This window comes from Amycolatopsis sp. (assembly GCF_035546795.1).
Taxonomy (GTDB): Bacteria; Actinomycetota; Actinomycetes; order Mycobacteriales; family Pseudonocardiaceae; genus Amycolatopsis_E.
In genome coordinates this window covers 1-26,444 of sequence record NZ_DASZWC010000051.1, presented here as the reverse complement: position 1 = coordinate 26,444, position 26,444 = coordinate 1, and the positions used below count along the sequence as shown (strand labels likewise).

The window sequence follows — 26,444 nt, the reverse complement described above, 5'->3', positions numbered from 1 at the left end:
TCACTTCGCGTCGGCATAGGTCTCGACCACCGCCGTGTGCATGGGAAAGTGCACCGGGCACGACGGGCCGAACAGCAACGCCGCCGCCTCCGAGACCGAGGACTCGATGAGCGCCGGCATCTCGTCCGCCAGCGCGTCCGGCGCGTGCACGATCACCTCGTCGTGCTGGAAGAACACCAGGTGGGCGGGCTCGGGCAGGCGCTGCCGCAGCGTGGCGAGCAGTACCGCGGTGAAGTCCGCCGCGCTTGCCTGCACGACGAAGTTCCTGGTGAACCGTCCCCAGTTGCGCGACGCCTGCCGGGCCCTGGACTCGTCCCCGTCCGCCGCGCCCGTCAGCGCCCGCCACGCCTCCGACGGCGCCGGCGACGTGCGGCCGAGCCGGGACCGCACTCGCTCGCCCCGTTCCCCGGCCTGCGCCGCACGCTCCACATAGGACACTGCCTCCGGGAAACGCTGGCGCAGCAAAGCAAGCAGGGAAGCCGCCTCGCCCGCCGTGCCGCCGTACATCGCGGAGAGCATCGCGATCTTCGAGCGGCCGCGGGAATCCTCGTCCACGTGCCCGAACATCGCCTCGGACAATCGCGCGTACAGATCCGTCGAGGCCGAAACCTCCGCCAGCCGCCTGTCCCCGGAAAGCGCTGTCAGCACTCTGGGCTCCAGCTGCGCCGCGTCCGCGACGACGAGCTTCCAGCCCGGATCCGCCTGCACGCACACCCGCAGCGTCTTCGGAATCTGCAGCGCGCCGCCGCCCTGGCTGGCCCAGCGCCCGGACACCACCCCGCCCACCACCCACGCCGGCCGGAACCGCCCGCCGGAAACCCATTCGTCCAGCCAGGCCCAGCCGTTCGCCGAGTGCAGCCGGGACAGCTCGCGGTACTCCACCAGCGGCGCCACCGCGGGATGGTCGATCTTCTTCAGCACGTGCGCCCGCGCCGAGGGCACCGAGATGCCCTCGCGGCCGAACGCGCGCACGATCGTCGACGGGCTGTCCGGGTTGACCGGTTTGCCGCCGAACGCCTCGCTCACCCGTTCCGCCAGTTCGACCAGCTTCTTCGGCCGGTGGCCGGGCGGCACCCGCGGGCCGAGCAGCTCTGTCAGCAGCTCGTCGTGGATGTCGGCCCGCCACGGCAGCCCGTCCCGCGCCATCTCGGCCGCGACCAGCGCGCTGGCCGACTCGGCCGCGATCAGCAGCCGCATCCGGTCCGGGTGCTCCGTCTGCCGGATGCGGCGTTCCTGTTCCGCCAGCACGGTTTTCGCCGCGTCGACCACCGAGACCCCAGGCGGCAGCCCGGTACCGCGGGTGTCGAACAGCGCCGGCTGCGCGTCGGCGTGCGTGGGCTCGTCCGGCGGAGGCTCCTGCCCGCGCGCGCGGGCGAGCGCGGCGGCCAGCCCGCGCGGCTCGCCGATCCGGCCCTCGTGCGCGAGCAACAGCCCCTCGGCGAGCATCAGGTCGTGGCAGCGACTGACCCGGATACCCGCCTCCAGCAGCGCCGGGTAGCTGCGCTCGGTGGCCGCGAGCACCCAGCGCGGGCGCAGCCGCCGTTCGAGCCCGGCCAGCTCGGACAGACCGACCTCGCGGCGCCCGGATTCGTCGAGCACGACAAGGGCGCCGTCCTCCTCCTGTCCGACGAAGATGTGCACCCCCTGATTCTGCTTCCTGGCACCGACAATTCCGGGGCAACCCTGGCCGTACCGGGCGCCCGTCACCTACCCTTCGGTAACATCCATACCCTCGGTACGTCGGGCCCAACGGAGGTGCCATGCTCGTCGACAAGGTGACGGAGACGGTCCGCAGCATCGAGGTGATGTGGAAGTCCGGGCTGATCCCGTTCCCGAGAGTCGATGACGGTCTGCACGCGCTGTACGCGATGCGGAAGATCGGCCCGTTCGCCGCGTCCGCGCTGATCGCCGCGCGCCGGCACCCGCGCGAGATCGGCCTGGTGGACGAGCGTGGCCCGCTCACGTTCAAGCAGCTCGACCTCCAGTCCAACGCGCTGGTCCGCGCGTGGCAGGCGCGCGGCGTCGGCGCCGGCACCGTGATCGCCGTGATGTGCCGCGACCACCGTGGCCTCGTCGTCGCGATGTCCGCCGCCGGCAAGCTCGGCGCGCGGCTGTTGCTGATGAACACCGGGTTCAGCGGACCGCAGCTGGCCGACGTCGCCAAGCGGGAGAAGGTCCGGGTGCTGGTCTACGACCAGGAATTCACGGAGCTGCTCTCCGGCATCCCCGGCGACGTCGAGCGGTACCTGGCATGGGTGGACGACGAGGAGGCGCTGGCCGCGCACGAGATCCCGGTACTGGACGAGCTGATCGCCAGCAGCGACGACCGCCCGGTGCCGTACCCGTCGCGCCGCGGCGGTTTCGTGCTGCTGACCAGTGGCACCACCGGCACGCCGAAAGGCGCGCCGCGTGATCACACGTCGCTGATGTCCTCCGCGCAGTTCCTGGACCGGGTCCCGCTGCGCTCCGGCGAGGCCACTTTCCTTGGTGCGCCGATCTTTCACGGCACCGGCGTCTCGCAGTTCATCCTGTCCTACGCGCTCGGCAGCCGGGTGGTGATGCGCCGCCGGTTCGATCCGGAGGCGACCCTGCGGGGCGTCGAGGAGAACAAGTGCACCGCGCTCGTCCTCGTGCCGACGATGCTGCAGCGGATCGTGGATCTCGACCCGGAAGTGATCAGCCGCTACGACACCTCGTCGCTGCGGATCATCTTCGTGGCCGGCTCGGCCCTCTCGCCCGATCTAGGCAACCGCGCCACCGAGATCTTCGGCGACGTGATCCACAACCTGTACGGCTCGACGGAGGTCGCCGTCGCCACGGTCGCGACTCCGGAGGACTGGCGCAAGGCGCCCGGCACCGTCGGGCGCACCCCGGTCGGCTGCAAGGTCGCGCTCTACGACAAGGACGGCACCAAGGTCACCGAGCCGGGCGTGACCGCGCGGGTGTTCGTCGGCAGCGGGCTGGCTTTCCACGGCTACACCGACGGGCGGCACAAGGAGATCATCGACGGGCTGCTCTCCAGCGGCGACGTCGGTCATTTCGACGAGGACGGGCTGTTGTTCATCGACGGCCGGGACGACGAGATGATCGTGTCCGGTGGCGAGAACGTCTACCCGGTCGAGGTGGAGAACCTGCTCGTGGAGCGCCCGGACGTGCTGGAGGCGGCGGTCATCGGCGTGCCGGACAAGGAGTTCGGGCAGCGGCTCAAGGCGTTCGTCGTGCGGGCCAAGGGCTCGGATCTCGACGAAGACGCCGTGCGCGCGTACGTGAAGGCGCACACGGCTCGCTACAAGGTCCCGCGCGACGTCGAGTTCGTCGCCGAACTGCCGCGCAATGCCACCGGCAAGGTGCTGCGGGGCGAACTCGGCTGAGCCCGTGCGAAAGGGATCGAACAACGGTTTACCCATTCTCACCCGAAAGGGTGGCTAACGGGATTTTCCTGGCTCTCCGTATCGATCTTCGACGGTAAAACACCTGTTCGCGGGCTTGCTGTCGAGTGGTGGTCCGCAGCGATTCTGCTCAGACGAGCCGTTCGGCGCTCAATTCCGACCGGTGGGCGCTGGCTGCCCGGACAGGGGTGCCGGTAACCGATTTCCGACGCAAAATTGCGGGCGAACGCGGTGGGGCGCGGCCTGCCTCGCCGCGTGTTCGAGCCGCGATCCCCGCCCGCGCGGGCCGGTGCCGCGGCGAGCACCCGGACCCCGTGCGGGAAGAGAGGTGGCCACCATGACCGAACTGCCTCCGGACGCCGCCGCGCCCGCGCCGAGAGCCCCGATCGTGCTCAACGAAAGCTTCTTCGCCGAGGCCGAGCCGCCTGCCCCGCCGGTCGTGCTGAAGCTCGGCACGCCGCCTGCCCGGCTGGGCAGGCGGCGCTGGACGTGGCGGGTCGTGGTGGCGATGGCCGCCGTGGCGATGGCGCTGTTCGCCGCGAGCGGCGCGGTATGGCTGACCGCGGTGTCGATGTTGTTGCTGGTATTGGCGAAGCTCCTGGACGATCTCACACGCAGGCGCTGAACCTTCAGTCCCAGGCGATCCCGAAAACACCCGGGCCGAAGTCGAGCGCCACGGAGTGCACGCCGCCGGTCGTGTCGAGTTCCAGGTCGCGCCGGTCCTCGGCGGCGTCGGGGCCGCGCCTCGTGTACTGCCAGCACCGCCGCGGCGCGGTGTCGAAACGGATCTCCAGCAGGTATTCCCGCACCGGGCGGCGGAATTCTCGGTAGTAGGTGTTCGCGCTGTCCGGGTACGGTGGGCCGCCGTTGGTCAGCGTGTACTCGATCAGCTGCGTCTCGCCGCGGTCGATGACCCGGTCGAACAGCAGTTCCGCCGCGGTCAGCCCGTGTTTGGTGTCGATCTCCACCCGGCCTGCCCGGCAGTTGCGCAGCGCATGCAGCCGCGGCGGCACCGCCTCCGCGCCGCCGTGGTCGTACACCAGCAGCCAGCGGTCCTGACCGTCCGCAGTGGACTGGAAGACCGCGCGCGCCGTCATCGCCCGCTGCCCGCCGCCGTCGGCGATCTCGCAAAGATCGTGCAGGCTCATCAGGTTCAGCCGATGTTGCTGCTCCAGCGCATGCGGAGCACCGACCTTCTCCAGCAGCACCTGCAGCGCTTGTGCGGGGAAGTTCACGGTGCCGGGTCCGGCGCGCCTGCGGGCCGAACCGCGTGGCTTCGGCGGCGGGAGCAGCGTCAGCAGTTCGCCGGGCGTGAGGCCCAGCACGTCTTCGAGTACGCGCACGGCGGAGAGCGAGCTGCGCCTTTCCGGCTGGCGTTTCCCGGACTGCCAGTAGCTCAGCGCCGTAACGCTGACCGGGATCCCGTTCGCTTGGAGCCGGGCCTGCAGCCGGTCCAGACTCAGCCCGCTGCGGGCGATCGCGGCGCGAAGTGCCGCGGAGAACGCGGTGCTGGACGTGTCCACTGAGGACGATGTTATCAGTATTACCCCATTTGGGTGAGTACTGGTAACTGTGAATCATTGCTCTGCCGGTTACCGGCGGGTTTGCATAACTGTTGTCACCAGATCGTGTGGGGAGGACAGGTTCATGGGGAACTCACGGAAGCTGCTGGCGATCGGCGCGGCCGCGGTGGCCATCGCCGGCGCGGGCCCCGCCGTCGCACAGGCCCAGGAGGGCCAGATCCGCGACGCGGGCACGGCCGGCTCGGTCTCCGACAGCTATCTCGTCGTACTCAAGGACACGACCAACCGCGACTTCACGCCCAAGAGCGAGATCACGGCAACCATCGATTCGCTGGCACAGAACCTCGCCGGCCGTTACGGCGCCCAGCTCGGCAAGACCTTCAGCGCCGCGCTGCACGGCTTCTCGATCCACGCCGACCAGCAGGAAGCCAAGCGCCTCGCCGCGGACAGCCGCGTCGCCTACGTGGTGCAGAACCACATCTTCCGCGCCTCCGACACCCAGCAGAACCCGCCGTCGTGGGGCGAGGACCGGGTGGACCAGGCCGATCTGCCGCTCGACTCGTCGTACACCTACAGCACGACGGCCGACAACGTGACCGCCTACGTGATCGACACCGGTGTCCGCGCGACGCACGAGACCTTCGGCGGCCGGGTGTCCGGTGGCAAGGACTTCATCGACAACGACGACGACCCCAACGACGAGAACGGCCACGGCACGCACGTCGCCGGCACCATCGGCGGCAGTGAGTACGGCCTGGCCAAGGGCGTGAAGATCGTCCCGGTCCGGGTGCTCGACGCGGACGGCAGCGGCACCACCGAGCAGGTCGTCGCCGGGATCGACTGGGTCGCCGACAACGCCAGCGGGCCGTCGGTCGCCAACATGAGCCTTGGCGGACCCCAGGACGACGCGCTCGACCAGGCCGTGTCCGGCGCCATCGCGAAGGGCGTCACCTTCGCCGTCGCCGCGGGCAACGACGGCGCCGATGCCAGCGGCTCGTCGCCGGCGCGGGTGCCGGAGGCGATCACCGTCGCCGCCAGCGACAAGACCGACAAGCAGGCCAGCTTCTCCAACTACGGCAGCGTCGTCGACCTGTACGCGCCCGGCGTGAACATCACCTCGTCCTGGGGCACCGGCGACACCGCGACCAACACCATCAGCGGGACCTCGATGGCCACCCCGCATGTGACCGGCGCGGCCGCGCTCTACCTGGCAAGCCACCCCGACGCGACGCCGGCGCAGGTGTCGGACGGGCTCACGTCGGCGGCCACCCCGGACAAGATCTCGAATGCGACGGAGGGCACGCCGAACCGGCTCCTTTACACCGGCTCGGCGGGATAGCCTGCGGGAATGGGTGCCATCTACCTGATCAGACACGGTCAGGCTTCCTTCGGTGAAGCGGACTACGACCGCCTGTCCGGCCTCGGTGTCGAGCAGGGCGCGGTGGTCGGAGCGGAGCTGCTGCGCCGCGGAGTCCGCTTCACCGAAGCGCGTTGCGGGTCATTGGTCCGTCAGCGCAAGACGGCCGAGACGGTGCTCGACTGGCTGGGCGCCGGCACTCCGGCCAAGGAAGACCCCCGGTGGAACGAGTACGACCACGTCGACGTGGTGGCACACCACGGCGGCGGCGTTCCGCAGGAGGCGACGGATTCGCGCGGCTACCAGGCCGTGCTGGACGGGGCGCTCGCGGAATGGGTCGGCGCCGGGGAGGCCAGCCCGTGCGCCGAGACCTGGCCGGCGTTCCTCGCCAGGGTGCGCGGCGCGCTGGACGAGCTGGTTTCGGTGCTGCGCAAGGGAGAGAACGCGGTGGTGTTCACCTCCGGCGGGGTCATCGGCACGCTCGCCGGGCTCCTGCTCGGCAAGCCGGAGGCCGGTTTGCAGAAGCTGAACCGCGTCACGGTGAATGCCGGCATCACCAAACTGGTCACCGGCCGTGGCGGGGTGACCTTGTTGACCTTCAACGAGCATCCGCATTTCGAGGGTGGCGCCGCCCGGCTGCTCACCTATCGCTGAAGCTTCCCGGACGTGGGGCTCGCCCGGGGGGCGCGAGCCGCACGTCCGGGGATTTGGCCCTACCGGGCAAGGAAGCAGCACCACCCGGACGGTTCCGGTCATCGCCGGGAAAGCGCGCGGTCGCTTCGGCGCGGACCGGCCGGTACCCTCCTGCGGCATGACGACGGGCGTGGTGGCCGAGCCGGACAGTCCGGTCGGTGGCGGCTGGATCGCGCGGATCTCACTGGCGGTACTGGGGTTCTGGGTGGTCGTGCTGGCCCCGGTGCAGGTGCTGCTGCCCGTGCAGGTCGAGCGGATCGACCCGGCACACAAGGAATCCAGCCTCGCGCTCGTGACGGCCGCGGCGGCGATCGTGTCGGTGCTCGCGGCCCCGGTCGCCGGTGCGTTCTCCGACCGCACCCGCGCGCGGCTTGGCAGGCGCCAGCCGTGGATCCTCGGCGGCGCCCTCGTCTGCGCCGTGGTGCTGTGCGTGCAGGCGATGCAGGGCAGCGTGCTGGGTGTCGCGTTGTGCTGGATGATCGCGCAGGGGGCGCAGAACGCGATGTTCGCGGGGCTGACAGCGTCGGTGCCGGATCAGGTTCCGGTGCGGCAGCGCGGGGTCGTGTCCGGGTTCGTCGGGCTGACCGGGCCGCTCGGGCTGGTGCTCGGCGTGCTGCTGGTGACACAGGTGGTGCCGGGGCAGACGGCGGGTTACGTCACGCTCGCGGCGCTGCTGCTCGTGCTCACGCTGCCGTTCCTGACCACAACGGACACCCGGATCACCGAGCGGGAACCCTTGCGGTGGCGCCGGTTCTTCGCCGGATTCTGGATCAGCCCGCGTAAGTACCCGGATTTCGCCTGGGCCGCGGTGTCGAGGCTGGCGATCCAGCTGGCGAACGCGATCGCCACCCTGTACCTGCTGTACTTCCTGCGTGACGCGGTGCATCTCGCCGAGCCCGCCGACGGGGTGTTCGTGCTGACCATCGTCTACACCGTGGGCATCCTGATCACGAGTGTCCTTTCCGGACGGTTGTCCGATCGCAGCGGGCGACGCAAGCCGTTCGTGGTCACCTCGTCCGTGGTCATCGCGGTGGCGATGCTGATACTCGCGATCTGGCCGTCCTGGCCCGCCGCGATGGCCGCGGCCGCGGTGCTGGGCCTCGGGTTCGGGGTGTACGCGGCGATCGACGCGGCGCTGATCACCCAGGTGCTGCCGAAGGCGACCGACCGCGGCAAGGACCTCGGCGTGCTGAACGTGGCGAACACCGCCTCACAGGCGCTGGCCCCGCTGATCGCCGGTGGCCTGATTTCCTTGCTGCACAGTTACACCGTGCTCTACATCGTGGCGGCCGTGATCGCGCTCGCCGGCGCGGCGCTGGTGCTGCCTATCCGTTCCGTGCGCTGAGCGTGGCGAGCACGTTCGGCCACAGCGCGTCGAGGTGCCCGCGCCAGGTGTCCCAGAAATGCGTGCCGCCGGTGAAGTTCGTGGTCACCTCGACGCCCTCGGCGCGCAGCCGTTCCGCGAACTCCTCGTTGGCAGCACGGGAATTGCGCTCGATCCGGCCCATCCCCGGCACCGTCTCCTCGCCCGGCTGACGGTTGCCGTCCCCGGCCGAAAGGAAGACCGGGGTGCCGCGCAACGCCGCGGCGTGCAGATACGGGTCGTTCTCCGCCCAGTTCGCGAAATTCCGCCGCCGCGAACCCCAGACCCGACCGGGGAGCACACCTTCGCGTATCGAAAGCAGCGCCAGCAGACCGCCGATCCCCGGCCTGGTCAGATGGACCAGCCCGCTCAGCGAAGCCACCGCACGGAACAGGCCGGGCCGCCGGATCGCGTAGCGCAGCGCGCCGAACCCGCCCATCGAGATCCCGGCCGCCATCCGCATATTCGTTGCGCCATAACGCTCTTCCACCCACGGCAGCAGCTCGTCGAGGTGGAAGGTCTCCCAGTGCGGGACCGTCCGCTTGCGGTCGGGCACCTGCCAGTCGTGGTAGAAGCCGATCCGGCCGCCGTCCGGCATCACCACGAGCACGTCCGAATCGGCCGTGCGCTCGACGATTTCGGTGTGCGCCGTCCAGCAGTGGTTGTCGTCCGACGAGCCGTGCAGCAGGTACAGCACCGGATACCGGCGCCCCGGCTGCCAGCCCGGCGGCGTCAGCACGGTGACCGAAACCTCGCGGGCGAGCGCGGGCGAGAACAGGCGCAGTTCGTGAAGCCGGTCGGTGACCTGCTCGTCGATCAGCTTCACCGTGCGGCGCCGAGCCTCGCGCCGGCCAGGATTCCGTTGAGGCGGCTGCCGATCTCGTCCACGTGCGGTGGGTCGAGCAACGAGAGGTGGTGCCCCGGCACCCGCATCACGTCCAGGTCCGAGCACACCGCGTCCCAGCCGCGGGCCGGGTCACGGCGATCGAATCGGTGGTCACGCAATCCGCCGGGGGTCTGCTCCGCGGCGCTGAAGAACGACACCGGGCCATCGTATCGGCTCGGCTGGTAGCGCTCCAGCGAGCGAGTGTCCAAAAGGGATGTCCGCTGGTGGTTCAGGATCGCGTCGCTGACCGCGCCGTTGACCAGCCCTTCCGCGCGCATGGTGTCCACCACGACCTGGACCTGGCCTTCGTCGTCCAGCCGGGCGAGCAGCTGGTACGGGAGGTCGATCTTACGGCCGTAGCTGGCTTCCAGGAACTCGCCGAACCGCTCGAAGCGCAGTTCGGTCAGCTCCACATCGGACAGTCCGGTTTCGTTGGGCAGCGGGATGATCGAGTCGATCAGGGCCAGCACCTCGACCCGCTGGCCGGCCGCGTGCAGCTGCTGGGCCATCTCGAAGGCGAGGAACCCGCCGAAGGACCAGCCCGCCAGCCGGTACGGCCCGTGCGGCTGCACCTTGCGCAGCTCCGGCAGATACCGGCGGACCCGTTCCTCGACCGAGGAAATCCCTTCCAGGCGGTCGAATCCGTACACCGGGACCGCCGGATCGAGCAGCTGGGTGAGCTGTGCGTAGACGCCCGTGTCACCGCCGCCGGGGTGGAAGAAGAACAACGGGGTCTTGCTGCCCTGACCGCGCAGGACCCGCAGCGGCGAGCCGCCGTGCTCCTCCTCACGCAGGTGCGCGGCCATCCGTTCGATGGTCGGATGCTCGAACAGTTCGGAGATCGTCAGCTCACGGCCGCTGCGTTCGGTCAGCAGCGCGGTGACCCGCTCGGCCAGCTTCCGGTCGCCGCCGACTCCGTAGAAGTCCTGCGTCACCCCGATTTCGTCACCCAGCACATCCCGCCACGCACTGGCGACGAGCCGCTCGGCGGCGTCCCGCGGCCCGACCTTCGCCGACGCGACGGGCACGGTGCCGCCGCCGATGCCCAGCTCGTCGAAGAGCCACTGCTCGGTCTCGGCGACACTCGCACCGCGTAACAACAGGGAAACCGGCAGCGACAGCGCGAAATCGTGCTGCACGGCGTTGCGGATCCGCACCGCCAGCAGGGAATCGACACCCAGCGCCGACAGCGGCGACGTGACATCCAGCCTGTCGGCGGTGAAGCCCAGCACCGAGGCGACCCGCGAACGCAACTGCGCCGACGCGACGGCGCGCGCCGTCTCCGGCGGCAGCTTCCGGACTGCGGCGACGCCGGCCCAGTCGTCGCGTGCGTCCGCGGTCTGTGCGTGGTCGCCGAGCAGCGTCGCGAAGAACGGGATCGTTGTCAGCTGGGGGAAAGCGGCGACCAGGCGCGGGGTGTTGAGCCGCAGCGCGCCCACGTGTGCGAGGTCGCGGCCCAACGCCGTGGTGAGCACTTCGAGACCTTCGGCGGGCCGGATCGGGTGTAGCCACGGGATGTCCAGCGCCGCGGCGGCGCCGATCTCGGCCCAGGTGCCCCAGGCGATCGACGTCGCGGGAAGGCCCTGCGCCCGACGCATCTCCACCAGCGCGTCCAGGTAGGCGTTGCCGGCCGCATACGAGGGCTGACCGGGGGAGCCGTGCAGGGCGGCGGCCGAGGAGAAGCCGATCCACCAGTCCAGATCGAGGTCACGAGTCGCTTCGTGCAGCCGCCACGCGCCGTACGCCTTCGGCAGCCACGACTTGTGCAGGGTTGCGGCGTCGAGACTGGTGGTCGTCTTGTCGTCGAGCACCGCCGCGGCGTGGATGATGCCGCGCACCCGCGGACCCGCCGCCGCGATCAGCCGCTCCGCCACGCCCGGCTCGGCGATGTCGCCGAGTACGACGTCCACCTCGGTGCCGGTGATGGCCTCGATCGCCTGCCGCGCCGGAGGCTTCGGTGCGGATCGTCCATTGAGGACGATCCGGCCCGCGCCGCGCTCGGCGAGCCAGCCCGCGAGGAAGATGCCGAGCCCGCCGAGCCCGCCGGTGATCACGTAGCCGCCGTCCGGCCGCACCACGGCGGGCCCGCCGGTGGCTTCGGCGACCCAGTCCAGGCGGCGGGCGTGCCGGGTGCCGGAACGCCAGGCCACCTCGTCATCCGTGCCGGAGGCGAGCTCTCGCCGCAGCGCGCCGGCGGCCTCCTCGGCCGTCCACAGTGGATCGAGATCGACGATGCCCGCGCGCAGCTCCGGATGTTCGCACGCGAGCACGCGCACCAGCCCGCGCAGCGACGCGAACACCGGCTCCGCGACCTCGCCGGGGCTCACCGAGAACGCGCCCGTCGTGACCAGCAGCAGCCGCGAAGGTGGTGCCTCGATCATGCGCCTCGCCGCGTTCGCGACGGCCAGCACGGCTCGTTCGGCGTCGGCGAGGCTGCCTCGCCGTGGCAATACGAACAGCACTGTCTCGGCACCGATCTCGGCGTCGTAACCGCCCTGCATGGCGCCCAGCGCGGCGGCGAGCGGGCTCGGCTGCTCGCTGAGCACGAGCGTCGTCCCGGTCGGCTCGCCCTTCGCGGGCGCGGGGGCCGGGTGCCAGGCCGCTTCCAGGAGTTTTCCGGTCAACGGCGCGGCGATCTCGTCGTGGCCTGCCGCGCGCACGAAGACGTCGTTGATCTCCAGCAGCACCTTGCCGTCCCCGTCGACGAGGTGCAGTTCACCGATCCAGCCGCCGCGGTCGGCGTTTTCGGTGGCCGACACGTGCACCAGGACCCCGCGCGCCGGGTCACCGTCGCAGCGGACCGTGCCGTACTCGACAGGTATCCGGACCTCGGTGGCATCCGGGTCGAACAGCGCGGCGGCGAACACCTGCAGGCAGGATTCGACGAGCGCCGGATGCAGCCGTACGCGGGCCAGCTTCGGCGCCGCGTCCGGCAGTGAGACCTCGGCGACCGCGCGCAGCCGGTGGTCGCCCGCCCGGGTGCTGGCCCTGGCGTTGCGCATCCCGGAGAAGGCCGGGCCGTAGCTGAGACCGAGCGCCGCGAGCTGCCGGTGCACGTCGGCCGTCGAGATCGGCGCGAACTCGTTCTCGTCCACTTCGGACACACACGCTTCGGTGCTGACCGGGTCCGCACGTTCGGCCTCGGCGGTCGCGTGCAGCTGCCAGGCACCGTCCGGCGCCTTCGTGTGCACCCTGATGCTGCCGCGTCCCGGCTCGCCCGGGGTGAAGGTGGTGGTGACCTTGGTCTGCTCGCGCAGCGTCAACGGCCGATGCAGGGTGACGTTGCGCAGCGCGACCTGCTCGGCTCCCAGCGCCGTCCGTGCCGCGGCCGACGCCATCTCCAGGTAGCCGGAGCTGGGCAGTACCGGGCGGCCGTCGAGCCGGTGATCGGCGAGCCACGGGTGTGCCGCCGTGCCGAGTTCGTTCTGCCACAGGTGTTTTCCGTCGTCCGGCAGTTCCGCGTGGGTGCCCAGCAGAGGGTGTTCGCCGGCCGGGACCGGGGCGGAGGCGGGAAGCCAGTGCCGGGTGTGGCGCCACGGCGTGGTCGGCAGGTCGATGATGGCGCCCGTACGCGCCGGAGCGGCCTGCCCGGCCAGCTCGAGTGCCGCGAGCTGACTGTGGAAATGCACCGTCTCGTCAGGACAGTTGCGCAGGCTGGACAACACGAGCGCGCCCGGGTGCTCCGCCAAGTTGTCGGTCAGCGCGTGCCGCAGCACGGGATGCGGGGACAGTTCGACGAAAGTCCGGTAGCCGTCCTGCGCGGCGGCGGCCACGGCCGCGGCGAATCGCACGGGCTGGCGGAGGTTGCGGGCCCAATAACCGGGAGCGAAGTCTGCGGTTCCGCCGGTCACCGTGCTGTAGAAGGCGACTGCGGGCGGGTTCGCGCGCAGCCCGGCCAGGCCGTCGGCCAGCGTGCCGGTGACCGGCTCCACGATCGGCGAATGCGCGGCCACGTCCAGTTTGATCAGCTTCGCCAGCTTGCCGCGTGAGTCCACCACGGACACGATCCGCCGGACCTGCTCGGCGTTCCCGGCGATCACCGTCTGGCCGGGGGAGGTGAGCACCGCGACGTCCACCTCGGGCAGATCCTCGACCAGCGCGCCGGCCTCGTCGGCGCCGACTTCGAGCAGGGCCATCGCGCCGTCACCGGCGAGCGACGCGAGCAGGCGGGAGCGCAGGGCGACCACCCGGGCGCCGTCGGCCTCGGTCAGCGCGCCGGCGACGACGGCCGCGGCCACTTCGCCGAAGGAATGCCCGATGACCGCGTCCGGCCGCACGCCATGCTGCGCCCACAGTTCGGCGAGCGCCACCTGGATGCCGAAGACCAGCGGCTGTACGTGGTCCATTGTGGACGCGTCCACACCTGCGCGGAGGTCCTCGCGCAGGGAGAACCCGGCCTCGGCCCTGATCAACGGGTCGAGCCTGTCGATCGCGGCGGCGAACACCAGCTCCTCGTCGAGCAGCCGCTTGCCCATCCCGGCCCACTGCGAGCCGTGCCCGGAGAACACGAAAACCGTGCCCGCACCGGCTTCGGGGACACTCGTCGGCTTTATGTCCCGCAGCCCGTCGGCCAGCTCCTCGCGCGTCCGCGCGACCACCGCCGCTCGTCTCCGCCCGCCGAGCCGGCGCCGTAGCGTCGTCTCGATGTCGGCCAGGCTCGCCGGACCGGCCCACCCCGCCAGCTGCTCGGCGCTGCTGCGCAGGCGTTCGTCGTTCTCGGCGCCGAGCAGGAACCGCCGCACGGCGTCGGTGCTTTCGGCGGGGGTTCGCGCCGGCGCTTGCTCGAGCACGACGTGGGAGTTGGTGCCGCCGAAGCCGAAACCGGAGACGCCCGCGATGGAGGGACGGGCGGTCTCCGGCCACGGCGTCCTGGTGGCCGCGACGGCCAGCCCCAACTCGTCGAACGGGATATGCGGGTTCGGGGCGGTGTAGTTGATCGAAGCGGGTATCTCGCCATGCCCCAAGGCGAGCACGGTTTTGATGAGACCGACGATGCCGGCCGCCGCCTCCAGGTGCCCGAGGTTGGACTTGACCGAACCGATCAGCAGCGGGCGCTTCCGCTCGCCGCCGAGGACCGCGCCGAGCGCCCGTGCTTCGATCGGGTCGCCCAGCAGCGTGCCGGTGCCGTGCGCCTCGACATAGTCCACATCGGACGGATCGATCCCGGCCTGCCGGTATGCCGTGCGCAGCAGCGCCTGCTGCGCCTCCACGTTCGGCGCGGTGAGCCCGTTGGAGCGGCCGTCGGAGTTGCTCGCGGAGCCGCGGACCAGCGCCAGCACCCTGTCACCCGCCGCCTGCGCGTCGGACAGTCGTTTGAGCACCACGACGCCGACGCCTTCGGCGCGCGCGATCCCGTCGGCGTCGGCGGAGAACGGCTTGCACCGGCCGTCGGCCGAGCTGATCCCCATCTCGTCGAAGCTCGCCGTCACGCCGGGGCCGAGCAGCAGGTTGGCCCCGCCGACCAGCGCCAGCTCGCTCTCGCCCGAACGCAGGCTCTGCACCGCCAGATGCACGGCGGTGAGCGAGGACGAGCACGCGGTGTCGATCGCCATACTCGGCCCGCGCAGGTCGAGCGCGTAGGAGAGCCTGTTGGCCGCTATCGACAGCGCGGCGCCGGTGCCGACCCACGGGTCCACAGTGGACAGATCGGCGATCGAACGGGCGCCGTACTCGGTCCCGCTGACGCCGACGAAGACACCCGTCGCGCTGCCGCGGAGGGACTCCGGCGCCATCCCGGCGTGCTCCAGCGCCTCCCACGCGACTTCGAGGACCATGCGCTGCTGCGGATCCATCCGGGCGGCCTCGCGGGGCGCGATACCGAAGAACTCCGCGTCGAAGCCCGCGACGTCCTCGAGGAACCCACCCCAGCGGGTGGTGCCCTCGGGCACGTCGCCGTACTCGGCCCAGCGCCCGTCGGGAACCTGCGCCACCGCGTTCCGGCCCTCGATGAGCAGCTGCCACAGCTGTTCCGGACCGTGCACGCCGCCGGGCAGCCGGCAGCCGAGCCCGACCACCGCGATCGGATCGGACTCGCTGACCGGCGAAATGGACTCATCGTCCACAGGGGACGATCCGGTCAACGCCGCCGCGAGGCGCTCGATGGTCGGGTGATCCCACAGCAGCGTTGTCGGCAGGCTGGTGTCGAGGAACTCCTCCAGCGCGCCGGACAGCTCCACGGCGTCGCGTGAGGACAGTCCGTACTCGCCCAGCGGACGCGCCGGGTCGACCTCGTCCTCGTCGAGAAAGCAGGCCTCGGCAACCCGCTCGACGAGCCAGCTGCGCAGCTCCGCGGCGCTGGTCACGGTTCGTCCCAGTGCCGCTGTTTGGTCGCCGCCCTGGCGATCTTGCCGCTGGACGTGCGCAGCACGCTGCCCGGCGAGACGAGTTTGAACCCGCGCAGCTTGACGTCGTGCGTGGCCGATACCGCCCGCCGCACCGCCCGCGAGATCTCCTTCTCGTCCAGTTCGTCCCCGGCGCGCCGGCTGAACTCCGCCACCACGGCGGCACCCTCCACACCGGACTCGTCGCGCACGGCGAAGGCGGCGACGTGGTCACGGCGGATCGCCGGGTGCGCCTCCTGCACGGTCGCCTCGATGTCCTGCGGGTAGTGGTTCTTGCCGTCGATGATGATCAAATCCTTGATTCGGCCGGTGATGTAGAGCAGCCCATCGTGCACCAGCCCGAGATCGCCCGTGCGCAGCCACCGCCCCGGCTCGCCCTCGATCCGGCCGCCGAAGGTCTCTTCGGTGCGCTCGGGCTGCTGCCAGTAGCCGCTCGCGACGTTCGCTCCGCGCACCCAGATTTCGCCGACCTCACCCTCGCGTCGGAGAGTGCACTCGATCGGGTGAACTATGTGGACGGTCTGCCCGACCGGCCGACCGGCCGCCACGAGCCTCAGTTCGCCCGGTGAGCCGGGCTCCACCACCACGCCGTTGTCCTCGGCCAGCGCGGCCCGGTCGAAGCTCGTCACCGTGGGGCCTTCTTCGCCGGTGTTGGTCACGAACACCGTGGCCTCGGCCAGCCCGAACGACGGCCGGTGCGCCTCCGGCGCGAATCCGTACGGCCCGAACTCCCGCTGGAAATCGGCGATCGTGCTGTCCCGCACCGGTTCACTGCCGTTGATGATGACGCGCACGCCCGAGAGGTCCAGCCCCTCGCGATCGGCTTCCTTGACCTTCTTCGCCACGTAGTCGAACGCGAAGTTGGGCGCGGCCGAGAAGACATTTTGGACATTCGACAGCTGCCGCAGCCAGCGCACGGGCCGCATGATGAAGCTGAAGGGCGTCATGAACACCGAGCGGCCGCCGGCGAACAGCGGCTCGGCCAGCAGCTGAACCAGGCCCATGTCATGGAAGAACGGGATCCAGCCGGCGAAGGTCCAGCTCTCGTCGAGACCGAAACCGACCATGGCCTGCCAGGCGTTGGTGACTATCGCGCGGTGCGTGATCACCGCGCCGGCCGGCTCCCTGGTGGAACCCGAGGTGTACTGCAGATATGCGGGTTCGTCGAGATCCACTTCCGGCGCCTGGAAATCCTCGGCCGGGGGCAGGTCGTCCACCGCGATGATCTGCTTCGGCATCGGCACCGGGTTGTTCTCCAGCAGTGCGCGAATGTCGTCGAGCGCGCCACGTGACGTAAGCCACACCTCGGGCGCGCAGTCCGCGAGCACGTTCACCAGCCGCCCGCCGTGCTGGCTCACTTCGGGCGCGAACAACGGCACCGCAACACATCCCGCGTGCAGCGCGCCGAGGAAAGCGGTCACATACGTCAGATCCTGGGGCGCCAGCACGGCTACGCGCGCGCCACGTGCGGTGCGCCTGCTCAGTTCGGCGGCCACCGAGCGCACCTGCGCGGCCAGTGCCGCCCAGCTCAGGGTGTGCTCGGTGCCGTCACGATCCGTTGCGTAGTCGAGAAAGGTGAACGCGGCCTCGGCGGAATCGGCTCTGTCGAACAGATAGGTGGTCAGCGGCCGGAGTCCGGCCGGGACCGCCGCCTGAGCCGAACGGCGTTCTACCAGCGACATCTGCTATTTCACCCGCACAATGAGTAGTTGGAGTCCACCTGCTGACGACGCGGAACTGCCCGGTGGGAGCGGTTGAGGCGTCGTTGCCGTGAAAGCCTTCTTGCACCAGGGAAACGATCACCCATCCCTGGCGGTAGCGCCCGTGAGGCTAGTGCGCTCACGCGATCGGCTGATGAGCGGGCCTTACGGTAGCCAGACCCGCAACAGCGCGCAAGGTGTTCCCACCCTCTGTGCTGGATCGGTGCGGATCCGGCGGAAGAACTCGGGGCAGAGGGCGGTGACAGTGCAAGCTTGTGACAAATATTCAGCTCGGATGACCAGTAGTCGCGGACAGCCTAGCCTGCCCCCCGGTGAGTCTTGTATAAAGCCTTGTCATGCTTGGCCGGATGAAATCCGCGGCAGGAACGACCGGTCGCCCGTGGCTCACGCTCCTGGCGGCGGTGCTGGGCGGCGCGATGGTCGGCCTCGACGGTACCGTCACCACCATTGCGGCGCCCTACATCGCGAAATCGGTGGGTGCTTCGCTCGGGCAGCTCGAATTGATCGCCAACGCGTATCTTGTCGCGCTGGCGATCGTGCTGCTGCCTGCCGGACGTCTCGCCGACCGGATCGGCCGCCGGCGCGTGTTCGTGCTCGGCGTCGGGCTCTTCGGTGCGGCGTCGCTGGCGCTCGCGCTCTCGCACAGCGTGTGGGCACTGGTGGTTTTCCGTACTGTGCAGGGAATCGCGGGCGCGCTGCTGCAGCCGTCCGCGCTCGCCGTGCTGCGGAATGCGTTCCCGGTCGAGAAAATCGGGCTGCCACTGGGTGTCTGGGGTGGCGCGAACGCGCTCGCCATCGGGCTCGGCCCGGTGATCGGTGGGGTGATCGTGCAGGGGCTGGACTGGCCGGCGGTGTTCGCGCTGAACGTTCCGGTCGCGGCGATCACCATCGTGCTGACCTACTTCGCGGTCGCGGAATCCCGCGGTCCCGCCGAGCGCGTCCGGGGTGTGGTCCGGAAACTCCTTGCCCTCCGGCCGGTCTGGCTCGGCGCGGCGATGGTGGCGGTCAGTTCGTTCGGCGTCTTCGGGCTGCTCTTCCTGCTCACCCTGTACCTGCAGAACGTGCACGGGATGCCGCCGGTCACGGCCGGGGCGTGGATGCTCGCGCCGACCTGTGTGGTGGTGCTTTCCGCGCCGGTCGGCGGTTTGCTGGCCCAGCGTTTCGGCCCGCGGTGGCCGGTGTCCGGCGGGCTCGTACTGGTCGCGGCCGGGTTGACGAGCCTCACCTTGCTCGACGTGGATTCCACCTTCACCGATCTGCTCTACCCCGGCGCGCTCGTCGGCGCCGGCACCGGACTGTGCACGATCGCCGCCACCGAGGCGATCATCGGCGCGGTACCGGAGGAATCGGGCGGCACGGCTTCGGCACTGCAGCAGATCGCCTCGCAGCTCGGCGGGGTGCTCGGCGTGGCCGGCGTCGGAATTGTCATGTCGTGGCGCATTTCCGCGGCGTTACCGGCGCATATCGCCCAGGCGGGGCTGCCGGAAACGCTCGGGCAGCAGGTGAGATCGGGCGCCGAATTCCTTTCCCAGGGCCGGGTTCCGCCCGGCTTCGACGACGGCAGCGTCGGCACGGCCGTGGCGCACGCCGTGTCGGTGATCAGCAAGCTCACGTTCCTCGACGGGATGGGGGTGGCGCTGCTCGTCGCGGCGTGTGTGAGCCTGCTGGGCGCGGGCGCCGCACTGTGGCTGCCGCGGCCGGCCGCGGCGGAGCCGGCGGCTTCGGCGGCCGCCGAGCCGGTTTCCCCGGCCACCAGATGAGCCGGCCGGTGTCCACGGCGAGCGCGGGCACCAGCAGCGAGCGGACGACGAAGGTGTCCAGCAGCACGCCGAAGGCGACCAGGAAAGCGATCTGCGCCAGGAAGAGCACCGGGATCACCGACAGCGCGGCGAAGGTCGCGGCCAGCACCACACCCGCCGACGTGATCACCCCGCCGGTCACCTTGAGCGCGGTGAGCGTCCCGCCGACGGTGCCCTCGCGTGCCGCCTCCTCGCGGGCCCTGGTCATGAGGAAGATGTTGTAGTCGATGCCGAGCGCGACGAGGAACACGAAGGCGTACAAGGGAATCGCCGGATCGGCGCCGGGGAAGTGGAAGACGTGGCCGAACATCAGCGCGCCCACGCCGAGGGTGGCGCCGAAGGACAGCACCACGGTGGCCATCAGCAATACCGGCGCCACCACCGAACGCAGCAACAGCGCGAGAATCACGAAGATCGCCACCAGCACGATCGGGATGATCGTGTTCCGGTCGCGGGTCGCGGCTGCCAGCAGATCCGCCTGTTGCGCCGTCTGCCCGCCCACCTTCGCGTCGGCGTCCGGGATCGCGTGCAGGGTGTCGCGCAGTTTCCCGATCACCGCGAGCGCCTCGGCCGAGTCGGCCGGATCCTTGAGCGTGGCGGCGACTTCGACCGTCCCGTCGACGGTCTTGACCTTGCCACCGTCCATTGTGGGCGCGGCGTCCACGATCCCGGCTGTGCCCTTGGTAGCCGCGATGACCTGGGGCAGCGCGCGGGCGTCGGCGGTGATCACCGCGGGGCTCCCGGTGCCGCCGGGGAAGTGCGCGGCCAGCACGTGCTGCCCGGTGACCGCCTCGACCTCGTTGAGGAACAACGCTTCCTGTGAGGTGCCGCCGGCCGAGAGCCCGCCGATGTTCGCGAATCCGGCCGCCAGCACGAGAGTCGTGACGATCCAGGTCCACCTTGGTCTCTTGCGCACGAGCGAAGCGATCCCGTCGAAGATCCCGTGCGTGGTGCGGCGATGCTTGACCGGCACCGGTTTCGCCGGCCAGAACGCCGCGCGGCCCAGCACCATCAGCGCGGCGGGCAGGAACGTCAGCGAAGCCAGCAGCGCGCCCGCGATCCCGATCGACGCGACCGGCCCGAGGCTGCGGTTGGACGTCAGTTCGCTGAACAGCAGGCACAGCATGCCCAGGATCACCGTGCCGCCCGAGGCACCGATCGGCTCCAGCGAAGCCCGCCAGGCGATGCGCATCGCGTCCCACGCGCTCTTGGTGCGCAGCAGTTCTTCGCGATACCGCGCGACGAGCAACAGCGCGTAGTCGGTCGCCGCGCCGAACACCAGGATCAGCAGGATGCCCTGGGTCTGTCCGTTCAGCGTCAGCACACCCGCGCGGGTGAGGTAGTAGATGAGCGCCGACGCCGAGCCCAGCGCCAGCCCGGCCGAAATCAGCACCACCAGCGGCAGCAATGGACTTCGGTACACCAGTACCAGGATCAGCGCCACGATACCGGCCGTGACGAGCAGCAGCATTCCGTCGATCCCGCCGAACACCTCGGCGAAGTCCGCGTTGTACCCGCCCGGCCCGGTGGCGTAGACGCGCAGCCCGTCCGGCAGTCCCACCGGCAGCGTCTGACGGATCTGCTTGACGTCTTCCCCGGCCTGGAAAGGATCCTCGCCCGAGATCGGCAGGATCACCTGTACCGCTTTGCCGTCGTCGGCCGGGATCGGCGGGGTGGGCTGCCCTCCGTCCAGCCCGGGCGCGTGCGCGAGCTCGGCCGTCTTCGCGGTGATGGCGTCCGAATCGGCCTTGGTGAGCCCGCTGTCCCGCGCGAACACGATCACCGTGGGTAGCAACCTGTTCTGCGCGAAGCGTTCCTGCAGTTGTTGCACCGCCGTGGACTCCGCGCCACCCGGCAGGAACGACGCGGGATCGTTGCTGGCGACCTCGCTCAGTTTCCCCAGGAACGGCAAGGTGAAAAAGCCCAGAACCAGCCAGGCGAGTACGAGGAGCGCGGGCAGCAACCGGCGGCGTGCGCGGTGCTCGGGCTGACCGAGGTCCAGGGTGCCCGAGAAGCTCTGCTTCGGTTGCGCCATGATCGAGTTTCACCGCCGACGGTTTACGGGGACGGCAGAAACCCTCTCACATCCGACGTGAGATTCACCGTCAACTCGGACGGCTCTGAGCCTTTTCGACCGTCGGGAACACCTCGGTGATAAGCGTCACCAGAGATTTGTGGAGCAGGGCGTGCACCTGGTCGCGGTTGAGTTCACCACGGTGCAGCCACTCGCGGCCGGCCGTTTTGACCATGCCGGCGAAGGAACGCACGAGCGCGTTGAGTTCGGCCCGTGCCGGTTCGTCGGAGGAGACACTGAAGGCGTCGAGCAACCGGTCGGCCGATTTCCGTTCCGCTTCGAACAGGATCTGCTCGACCTCGGGATCGTGCCCGATTCCCTCGGACGTCGCGACCAGCCACATCTTGCCCTGGCCGAGCACCATGTCCAGGAACCAGCCGACCGCGAGATCGGCCCGGTCGGCGATCGAGCCCCGCGCCTCCTCCAGTTCCAGGGTGGGCAGCGTGACCGCGCGGCGGATCACCGCGAGGTACAGCTCCCGTTTGGTGCCGAAGTAGTGGTTGATCAGACCGCGGGCGACCCCGGCCTTCGCCGCAATGTCCGAAGTGGACACATCCGCGTAGGGACGTTCGCCGAAGAGCCGGGCGGCGCAGCTGAAAATCTGCTCCTTGCGTTCGTCGGGTTCGAGTCTTCGCCACCTGGGCTCGGATGCCGTAGTCATGCCGGACATGTTGGCACGAACGGGCAGGTCCCGGCCGGGTTTTCCGGTAGCCCGTTAACGGATGTCAGTCGATCGGACGCATCTTTCCCCGACCCGCACGTGCATCTGCCCGCGCACTGCGAACTTTTTCGGCCGGATGGCGGAATTCGGTTCAGCGAAGCGGCGGAGTCGTTCCGGGCGGAAAGGTTTGGGCCAATCTTTCAGCGGCGGCGGCGCGGTTTCGCGGTGCTTTCCCGCAGCAAGACCTCGCCGGAGAGCCGGCGCACCCGGCTGCGCGCGCCGCGCGTACTGGTGAGCGCGAGCTCCATGGCCTGCTCGCCCAGTTTTTCCAGCGGCAGTGCGACGGTGGTCAGTGCGGGGGCCAGATCGCGGGCCAGCGGGATGTCGTCGAATCCGGCCACCGAGACGTCGCCGGGCACCGAACGCCCCGCTTCACGAAACGCCGTCATCGCGCCGGCCGCCATCAGATCGGTCACCGCGAACACGCAGGTGGCCTTGTGTTTCGCGGCGAGCAGTTCGCCGGCCGCGGCGTACCCGCCGTCGCGGTCGAAGGAGGATTCGAACACGTCGCGTTCGGACAGCGTGATTCCCGCTTCGGCCAGGCCGTCGGCGAACCCGTCCAGCCGGTCCACCACCGTTGTCAGCCCGAGCGGTCCGGCCAGCACCGCGAACCGCCGGTGCCCCTGTTTGACCAGCGCCGCGGCAAGCGCTTTCGCGCCCGCCTTGTTGTCCGGCTGCGCGGAATCCACCTTGAGGTTGCGGTGCCTGCCGACCACCGCGACCTGCCCGCCGCCGCGCCGGTACGGCTCCAGTTCCGCGCCCATCGCCCGCGACCACTCCCTGTCCTCGTAGCCGGAACCGACGAGCAGGATCGCCGACGCCCGCTGCGCCCGCAGCATCGACACGTACGCCAGTTCGCGGTCGGGGTCGCGGAAGGTGTTGGCCAGCATCACCAGCAGCCCGTTCCGATCGGCCTCGCGCAGCACGCCGCGGGCCACCGCGGCGAAGTACGGGTCGCTGATGTCGTGGCAGATCACGCCGACCGTGCGCCGCGACGAGCCGGCCAGGGCCTGTGCGTGCACGTTCGGCGTGTAGTCCAGGTTGGTCGCCGCCGAGAGCACGCGTTCGCGCAGATCCTCCCGGACGTTCGTGGTGCCGTTGAGCACGCGGGACGCTGTGGCCAGTGAAACACTGGCCACCTGCGCGACCTCTTCGAGTGTCACGTGGGGCCTCGAGTTCATCGCTCCTCCTGCGCGCTGGGCTGTTTCGCGATTCTAGATCCACTTCCTGGCGTTTTGCCTGGTCAGATGCACTCGATCGGGTTGAGATGAGCGTGGATTACCGGCCGGGGCCGCCGCGTTGTGCTCAGTGCAGGGGTGAGAACGAACGAAGGGAAGCCGCATGCTGTTCGGCGATGAGCACGTCCGACGCTACGAGGAGACCGACGGTGAAGTGGGTCACGACTGGAACGGCGGCGTGCCGACGCTGGTGCTCACCACGGTCGGCCGGAAGACCGGCCAGGAGCGCAAGTTCGCGCTGATCTACCAGGAGGTGGACGGCGCCTACGTGATCGTCGCGTCGAAGGGCGGCGCCGACAAACACCCCGGCTGGTACCTCAATCTGCAGGCTCAGCCCGAGGTGAAGGTGCAGGTCAAGGCCGACAGGTTCACCGCACGCGCGCGCACCGCGGAAGGCGACGAGCGGGCCCGGTTGTGGAAGAAGATGGCCGCCGTCTGGCCGGACTACGACAACTACCAGGCCAAGACCGAGCGCGAGATCCCGGTCGTGGTTCTCGAGCGCGTCTGAGCCCGGAGTGACGGCCGCCGCGAACGCCGGTGGCCGTCACTCCAGCTGGGTGATCCTCGGCCTAGGCTGGGCACCATGAGTGGACATTTCGACGTGGTGGTGCTGGGCGCGGGCCCCGGCGGGTATGTCGCGGCGGTCCGGGCTTCGCAGCTGGGGTTGCGGACGGCCGTCATCGAGGAGAAGTACTGGGGAGGCGTCTGCCTGAACGTCGGCTGCATCCCGTCGAAGGCACTGCTGCGCAACGCGGAGCTGGCGCACCTGGTCACCAAGGAAGCGCGCACTTTCGGCATCTCGTCCGACTCGGAGATCCGCTTCGACTACGGCGCGGCGTTCGACCGCAGCCGGTCGGTCGCGGACGGCCGCGTCAAGGGCGTGCACTTCCTGATGAAGAAGAACAAGATCACCGAGTACAACGGGCGCGGCACCTTCACCGACGCGAACACGCTGCAGGTGCGCACGGAGAACGGCACCGAGACCGTCACGTTCGACAACTGCATCATCGCCGCGGGCGCGACCACGAAGCTGCTGCCGGGCACCTCGCTGAGCGAGCGCGTCGTGACGTACGAGGAGCAGATCCTCGAACGGGAGCTGCCGGGCAGCATCATCATCGCCGGCGCGGGCGCGATCGGCGTCGAGTTCGCCTACGTGCTGCACAACTACGGCGTCGAAGTGACCATCGTGGAGTTCCTGGACCGGATGGTGCCGCTGGAGGACGCCGAGGTGTCCAAGGAGCTGTCGCGGCGGTACAAGAAGCTGGGTATCAACGTGCTCACCGGCACGCGCGTCGAGAGCATCGACGACAGCGGCGCCAAGGTGAAGGTCACCGTGTCCAGCGACGGCAAGCAGCAGACCCTGGAAGCCGACAAGGTTCTGCAGGCGATCGGCTTCCAGCCGCGGGTCGAGGGCTACGGCCTGGAGAACACCGGCGTCGAGCTGACCGAGCGCAGGGCCATCGCGGTCGACGGGCGCTGCCGTACGACGGTGCCGCACATCTTCGCGATCGGTGACGTGACCGCGAAGCTGATGCTGGCGCACGCGGCGGAGTCGATGGGCATCGTGGCGGCGGAGACGATCGGCGGCGCGGAGACCATGGAGCTCGACTACCCGATGATCCCGCGCGCGACGTACTGCCAGCCGCAGATCGCCAGCTTCGGCTGGACGGAGGAGCAGGCGCGGGAGAAGGGCTACGACGTCCAGGTGGCGAAGTTCCCGTTCACCGCCAACGGCAAGGCGCACGGTCTCGCCGACCCGGGTGGTTTCGTGAAGATCCTGTCGGACGCCAAGTACGGCGAGCTGCTCGGCGCGCACCTCATCGGCCCGGACGTCACGGAGCTGCTGCCGGAGCTGACTCTGGCGCAGCAGTGGGACCTGACCGTGCACGAGGTCGCCCGCAACGTGCACGCGCATCCGACGCTGGGGGAAGCCGTCAAGGAGGCCATCCACGGGCTGGCCGGGCACATGATCAACATGTGAGTATCCGTGTGCCGAGCCCCCGCGGTCTGCCGGCCGCGGGGCTCTTTTCACTCGGGAGGTGCGGGAATGCCGGTGGCAGTGGTGACCGGGGCCGGGTCCGGGCTGGGCAGGGTGATCGCGCGGGCGCTGCTCGGCGACGGTTACCAGGTGGCGCTGGCGGGGCGGCGGCCGGAAGCCCTGGCCGAGACGGCCAAGGGTTTCCCCGACGCGCTGGCCGTACCCACCGATGTCGCGGCCGAAACCGAGGTGGCGGCGCTGTTCGAGGCGGTCGAGCAGCGGTGGGGCCGGCTCGACCTGCTGGTGAACAACGCGGGAACCTTCGGCCCATCGGGAGATCTCGACGAGTTGAGCGTCGCGGACTGGCGGCGCACGGTGGACACGAACCTCACCGGCGCTTTCCTCTGCGCGCGCCAAGCGGTCCGGCTCATGAAGGCGCAGCGCCCGCAGGGTGGCCGGATCATCAACAACGGTTCGGTTTCCGCGCACGCGCCCAGGCCCGGCAGCGCGGCGTACACCGCGACCAAACACGCGATCACCGGGTTGACGAAGTCGATCTCGCTCGATGGGCGGCGGCACGACATCGCCTGCGGTCAGATCGATATCGGAAACGCCGCGACGGAAATGACGTCGGGAATCAGCAAAGGCGCCCGGCAGGCGGACGGGAAAATATTGCCGGAACCCACTTTCGATCCGGCGCATGTCGCAGCCGCGGTGCGCTATATGGCGGAATTACCATTGTCGGCGAACGTTCAGTTCCTGACGATCACCGCGACGAAAATGCCGTTCATCGGCCGAGGGTGAAAACGGTCGGCGCCCCGTTGCCGGGACGCCGACCGTCGACCCTGTCCGAGGTCAGTACCAGTGGCTACGGCCCGCGACCTTGGTTCCGGCGCGGCCCAGCACGGCCAGTACGGCGCCGATCACGACGAGTGCGATACCGATCGACCACACGATCGAGATGCCGGTCAGAAAGCCGACGATCAGGAGAATGACACCGAGCACGATCATTTTGTTCTGCTCCTTTTGGGTAACCCGAACCGACGATCGAAAAGCAGCTCGTGGCCGGACCCTTCCGGTGGGGACTTAGCTGCTTGCGAATACCCATGCGCCACCCCTGCCAAACCACGGATTCCGGGTGTAGCCGTTCTTCGGTGACGTTCCGCCCCGGGCCCGCTGCCGTGCCGGGTAGAATCCCTGACGTGAACCGCGCGCCCGCTTCCTCTCGCATCACCTGGATCAAGGTGATCGCCGGCGTGCTGAGACCTTGCGGCTGAACGCCGCCATCACCCTTTCGGCCCCGCTTGACTGCTCTCCGTTGACCAGAGCGTTGCGCCGTTCGCTGCTGCCCGCACGGATTC

Annotated in this window: 17 protein-coding genes and 1 pseudogene; 9 read left to right on the top strand and 9 right to left on the bottom strand. The window is 69.8% G+C overall.

Annotation, left to right across the window (positions count from 1 at the left end):
* The gene (locus VHD82_RS26580; protein ID WP_325709597.1) at positions 1–1,641 is read right to left on the bottom strand and encodes a bifunctional 3'-5' exonuclease/DNA polymerase; all 1,641 of its coding nucleotides are present in this window, start codon (positions 1,639–1,641) and stop codon (positions 1–3) included.
* A gap of 119 nt (positions 1,642–1,760) precedes the next feature.
* On the opposite strand from VHD82_RS26580, the gene VHD82_RS26575 reads away from it, so the two are divergent.
* Together VHD82_RS26575 and VHD82_RS26570 are read left to right on the top strand one after the other, a co-directional pair.
* Positions 1,761–3,371: an acyl-CoA synthetase gene (locus VHD82_RS26575; RefSeq protein WP_325709594.1), complete on the top strand. Its 1,611-nt coding sequence runs from the start codon at positions 1,761–1,763 to the stop codon at positions 3,369–3,371.
* A 355-nt stretch (positions 3,372–3,726) separates the two neighbouring features.
* Positions 3,727–4,014, top strand: coding sequence for a hypothetical protein (locus VHD82_RS26570; RefSeq protein ID WP_325709591.1), 288 nt, complete (start codon positions 3,727–3,729; stop codon positions 4,012–4,014).
* A gap of 4 nt (positions 4,015–4,018) precedes the next feature.
* Here VHD82_RS26570 and VHD82_RS26565 read toward each other — a convergent pair whose 3' ends face one another.
* Complete coding sequence (locus VHD82_RS26565) at positions 4,019–4,912, bottom strand: hypothetical protein (RefSeq protein WP_325709588.1); 894 nt, start codon at positions 4,910–4,912, stop codon at positions 4,019–4,021.
* Between the two features lie 124 nt (positions 4,913–5,036).
* Between VHD82_RS26565 and VHD82_RS26560 the strand changes: the two genes are divergently transcribed.
* From VHD82_RS26560 to VHD82_RS26550, 3 genes are all read left to right on the top strand, one after another.
* A complete protein-coding gene (locus VHD82_RS26560; RefSeq protein ID WP_325709586.1) occupies positions 5,037–6,251 on the top strand; it encodes a S8 family peptidase in 1,215 nt (404 codons plus the stop codon).
* Between the two features lie 9 nt (positions 6,252–6,260).
* Positions 6,261–6,923 carry a histidine phosphatase family protein gene (locus VHD82_RS26555; RefSeq protein ID WP_325709583.1) on the top strand — a complete coding sequence of 221 codons (663 nt, stop codon included), beginning with the start codon at positions 6,261–6,263 and terminating at the stop codon, positions 6,921–6,923.
* A gap of 157 nt (positions 6,924–7,080) precedes the next feature.
* The gene (locus VHD82_RS26550; protein ID WP_325709580.1) at positions 7,081–8,307 is read left to right on the top strand and encodes an MFS transporter; all 1,227 of its coding nucleotides are present in this window, start codon (positions 7,081–7,083) and stop codon (positions 8,305–8,307) included.
* Here the strand turns inward: VHD82_RS26550 and VHD82_RS26545 are convergent.
* From VHD82_RS26545 to VHD82_RS26535, 3 genes are read right to left on the bottom strand one after another with little or no spacing between them, the layout of a single operon-like run.
* Positions 8,288–9,151: an alpha/beta hydrolase family protein gene (locus VHD82_RS26545; RefSeq protein WP_325709577.1), complete on the bottom strand. Its 864-nt coding sequence runs from the start codon at positions 9,149–9,151 to the stop codon at positions 8,288–8,290. The genes VHD82_RS26550 and VHD82_RS26545 overlap by 20 nt on opposite strands.
* On the bottom strand, positions 9,148–15,513 hold the full coding sequence (locus VHD82_RS26540; protein WP_325709573.1) for a polyketide synthase: 6,366 nt from the start codon (positions 15,511–15,513) through the stop codon (positions 9,148–9,150). The genes VHD82_RS26545 and VHD82_RS26540 overlap by 4 nt, the downstream gene beginning before the upstream one ends.
* The gene (locus tag VHD82_RS26535) at positions 15,510–17,234 is read right to left on the bottom strand and encodes a fatty acyl-AMP ligase (RefSeq protein WP_325709570.1); all 1,725 of its coding nucleotides are present in this window, start codon (positions 17,232–17,234) and stop codon (positions 15,510–15,512) included. The genes VHD82_RS26540 and VHD82_RS26535 overlap by 4 nt, the downstream gene beginning before the upstream one ends.
* 374 nt (positions 17,235–17,608) lie before the next feature.
* On the opposite strand from VHD82_RS26535, the pseudogene VHD82_RS26530 reads away from it, so the two are divergent.
* Positions 17,609–18,667, top strand: a pseudogene (locus tag VHD82_RS26530) (MFS transporter); the annotation flags it as partial.
* Positions 18,668–18,881: 214 nt separating this feature from the next.
* On the opposite strand, the gene VHD82_RS26525 reads toward VHD82_RS26530, so the two are convergent.
* From VHD82_RS26525 to VHD82_RS26515, 3 genes are all read right to left on the bottom strand, one after another.
* On the bottom strand, positions 18,882–21,107 hold the full coding sequence (locus VHD82_RS26525; RefSeq protein WP_325709567.1) for an MMPL family transporter: 2,226 nt from the start codon (positions 21,105–21,107) through the stop codon (positions 18,882–18,884).
* 70 nt (positions 21,108–21,177) lie between these two features.
* Positions 21,178–21,807, bottom strand: coding sequence for a helix-turn-helix domain-containing protein (locus VHD82_RS26520; RefSeq protein WP_325709564.1), 630 nt, complete (start codon positions 21,805–21,807; stop codon positions 21,178–21,180).
* Between the two features lie 200 nt (positions 21,808–22,007).
* Positions 22,008–23,048 carry a LacI family DNA-binding transcriptional regulator gene (locus VHD82_RS26515; RefSeq protein ID WP_325709561.1) on the bottom strand — a complete coding sequence of 347 codons (1,041 nt, stop codon included), beginning with the start codon at positions 23,046–23,048 and terminating at the stop codon, positions 22,008–22,010.
* Positions 23,049–23,208: 160 nt separating this feature from the next.
* On the opposite strand from VHD82_RS26515, the gene VHD82_RS26510 reads away from it, so the two are divergent.
* The 3 genes from VHD82_RS26510 to VHD82_RS26500 all read left to right on the top strand — a co-directional run bounded on the left by VHD82_RS26510 (position 23,209) and on the right by VHD82_RS26500 (position 25,887).
* Positions 23,209–23,613, top strand: coding sequence for a nitroreductase family deazaflavin-dependent oxidoreductase (locus tag VHD82_RS26510; protein ID WP_325709558.1), 405 nt, complete (start codon positions 23,209–23,211; stop codon positions 23,611–23,613).
* A gap of 75 nt (positions 23,614–23,688) precedes the next feature.
* Entirely contained in the window at positions 23,689–25,086 is a 1,398-nt protein-coding gene (gene lpdA / locus VHD82_RS26505; RefSeq protein ID WP_325709556.1) for a dihydrolipoyl dehydrogenase, read from the top strand.
* A gap of 66 nt (positions 25,087–25,152) precedes the next feature.
* Entirely contained in the window at positions 25,153–25,887 is a 735-nt protein-coding gene (locus tag VHD82_RS26500; protein WP_325709554.1) for an SDR family oxidoreductase, read from the top strand.
* Between the two features lie 51 nt (positions 25,888–25,938).
* On the opposite strand, the gene VHD82_RS26495 is transcribed toward VHD82_RS26500, so the two are convergent.
* Positions 25,939–26,094, bottom strand: a complete 156-nt coding sequence (locus VHD82_RS26495; RefSeq protein ID WP_325709551.1) for a hypothetical protein — start codon at positions 26,092–26,094, stop codon at positions 25,939–25,941.
* Positions 26,095–26,444 lie beyond the last annotated feature (350 nt).

Bases quoted from the DNA above. Each gene is read 5' to 3' on its own strand.
- VHD82_RS26575 (WP_325709594.1), top strand. From the start codon at position 1,761: ATGCTCGTCGACAAGGTGACGGAGACGGTCCGCAGCATCGAGGTGATG.
- VHD82_RS26570 (WP_325709591.1), top strand. From the start codon at position 3,727: ATGACCGAACTGCCTCCGGACGCCGCCGCGCCCGCGCCGAGAGCCCCG.
- VHD82_RS26560 (WP_325709586.1), top strand. From the start codon at position 5,037: ATGGGGAACTCACGGAAGCTGCTGGCGATCGGCGCGGCCGCGGTGGCC.
- VHD82_RS26555 (WP_325709583.1), top strand. From the start codon at position 6,261: ATGGGTGCCATCTACCTGATCAGACACGGTCAGGCTTCCTTCGGTGAA.
- VHD82_RS26550 (WP_325709580.1), top strand. From the start codon at position 7,081: ATGACGACGGGCGTGGTGGCCGAGCCGGACAGTCCGGTCGGTGGCGGC.
- VHD82_RS26535 (WP_325709570.1), bottom strand. From the start codon at position 17,234: ATGTCGCTGGTAGAACGCCGTTCGGCTCAGGCGGCGGTCCCGGCCGGA.
- VHD82_RS26525 (WP_325709567.1), bottom strand. From the start codon at position 21,107: ATGGCGCAACCGAAGCAGAGCTTCTCGGGCACCCTGGACCTCGGTCAG.
- VHD82_RS26520 (WP_325709564.1), bottom strand. From the start codon at position 21,807: ATGACTACGGCATCCGAGCCCAGGTGGCGAAGACTCGAACCCGACGAA.
- VHD82_RS26515 (WP_325709561.1), bottom strand. From the start codon at position 23,048: ATGAACTCGAGGCCCCACGTGACACTCGAAGAGGTCGCGCAGGTGGCC.
- VHD82_RS26510 (WP_325709558.1), top strand. From the start codon at position 23,209: ATGCTGTTCGGCGATGAGCACGTCCGACGCTACGAGGAGACCGACGGT.
- lpdA (WP_325709556.1), top strand. From the start codon at position 23,689: ATGAGTGGACATTTCGACGTGGTGGTGCTGGGCGCGGGCCCCGGCGGG.
- VHD82_RS26500 (WP_325709554.1), top strand. From the start codon at position 25,153: ATGCCGGTGGCAGTGGTGACCGGGGCCGGGTCCGGGCTGGGCAGGGTG.
- VHD82_RS26495 (WP_325709551.1), bottom strand. From the start codon at position 26,094: ATGATCGTGCTCGGTGTCATTCTCCTGATCGTCGGCTTTCTGACCGGC.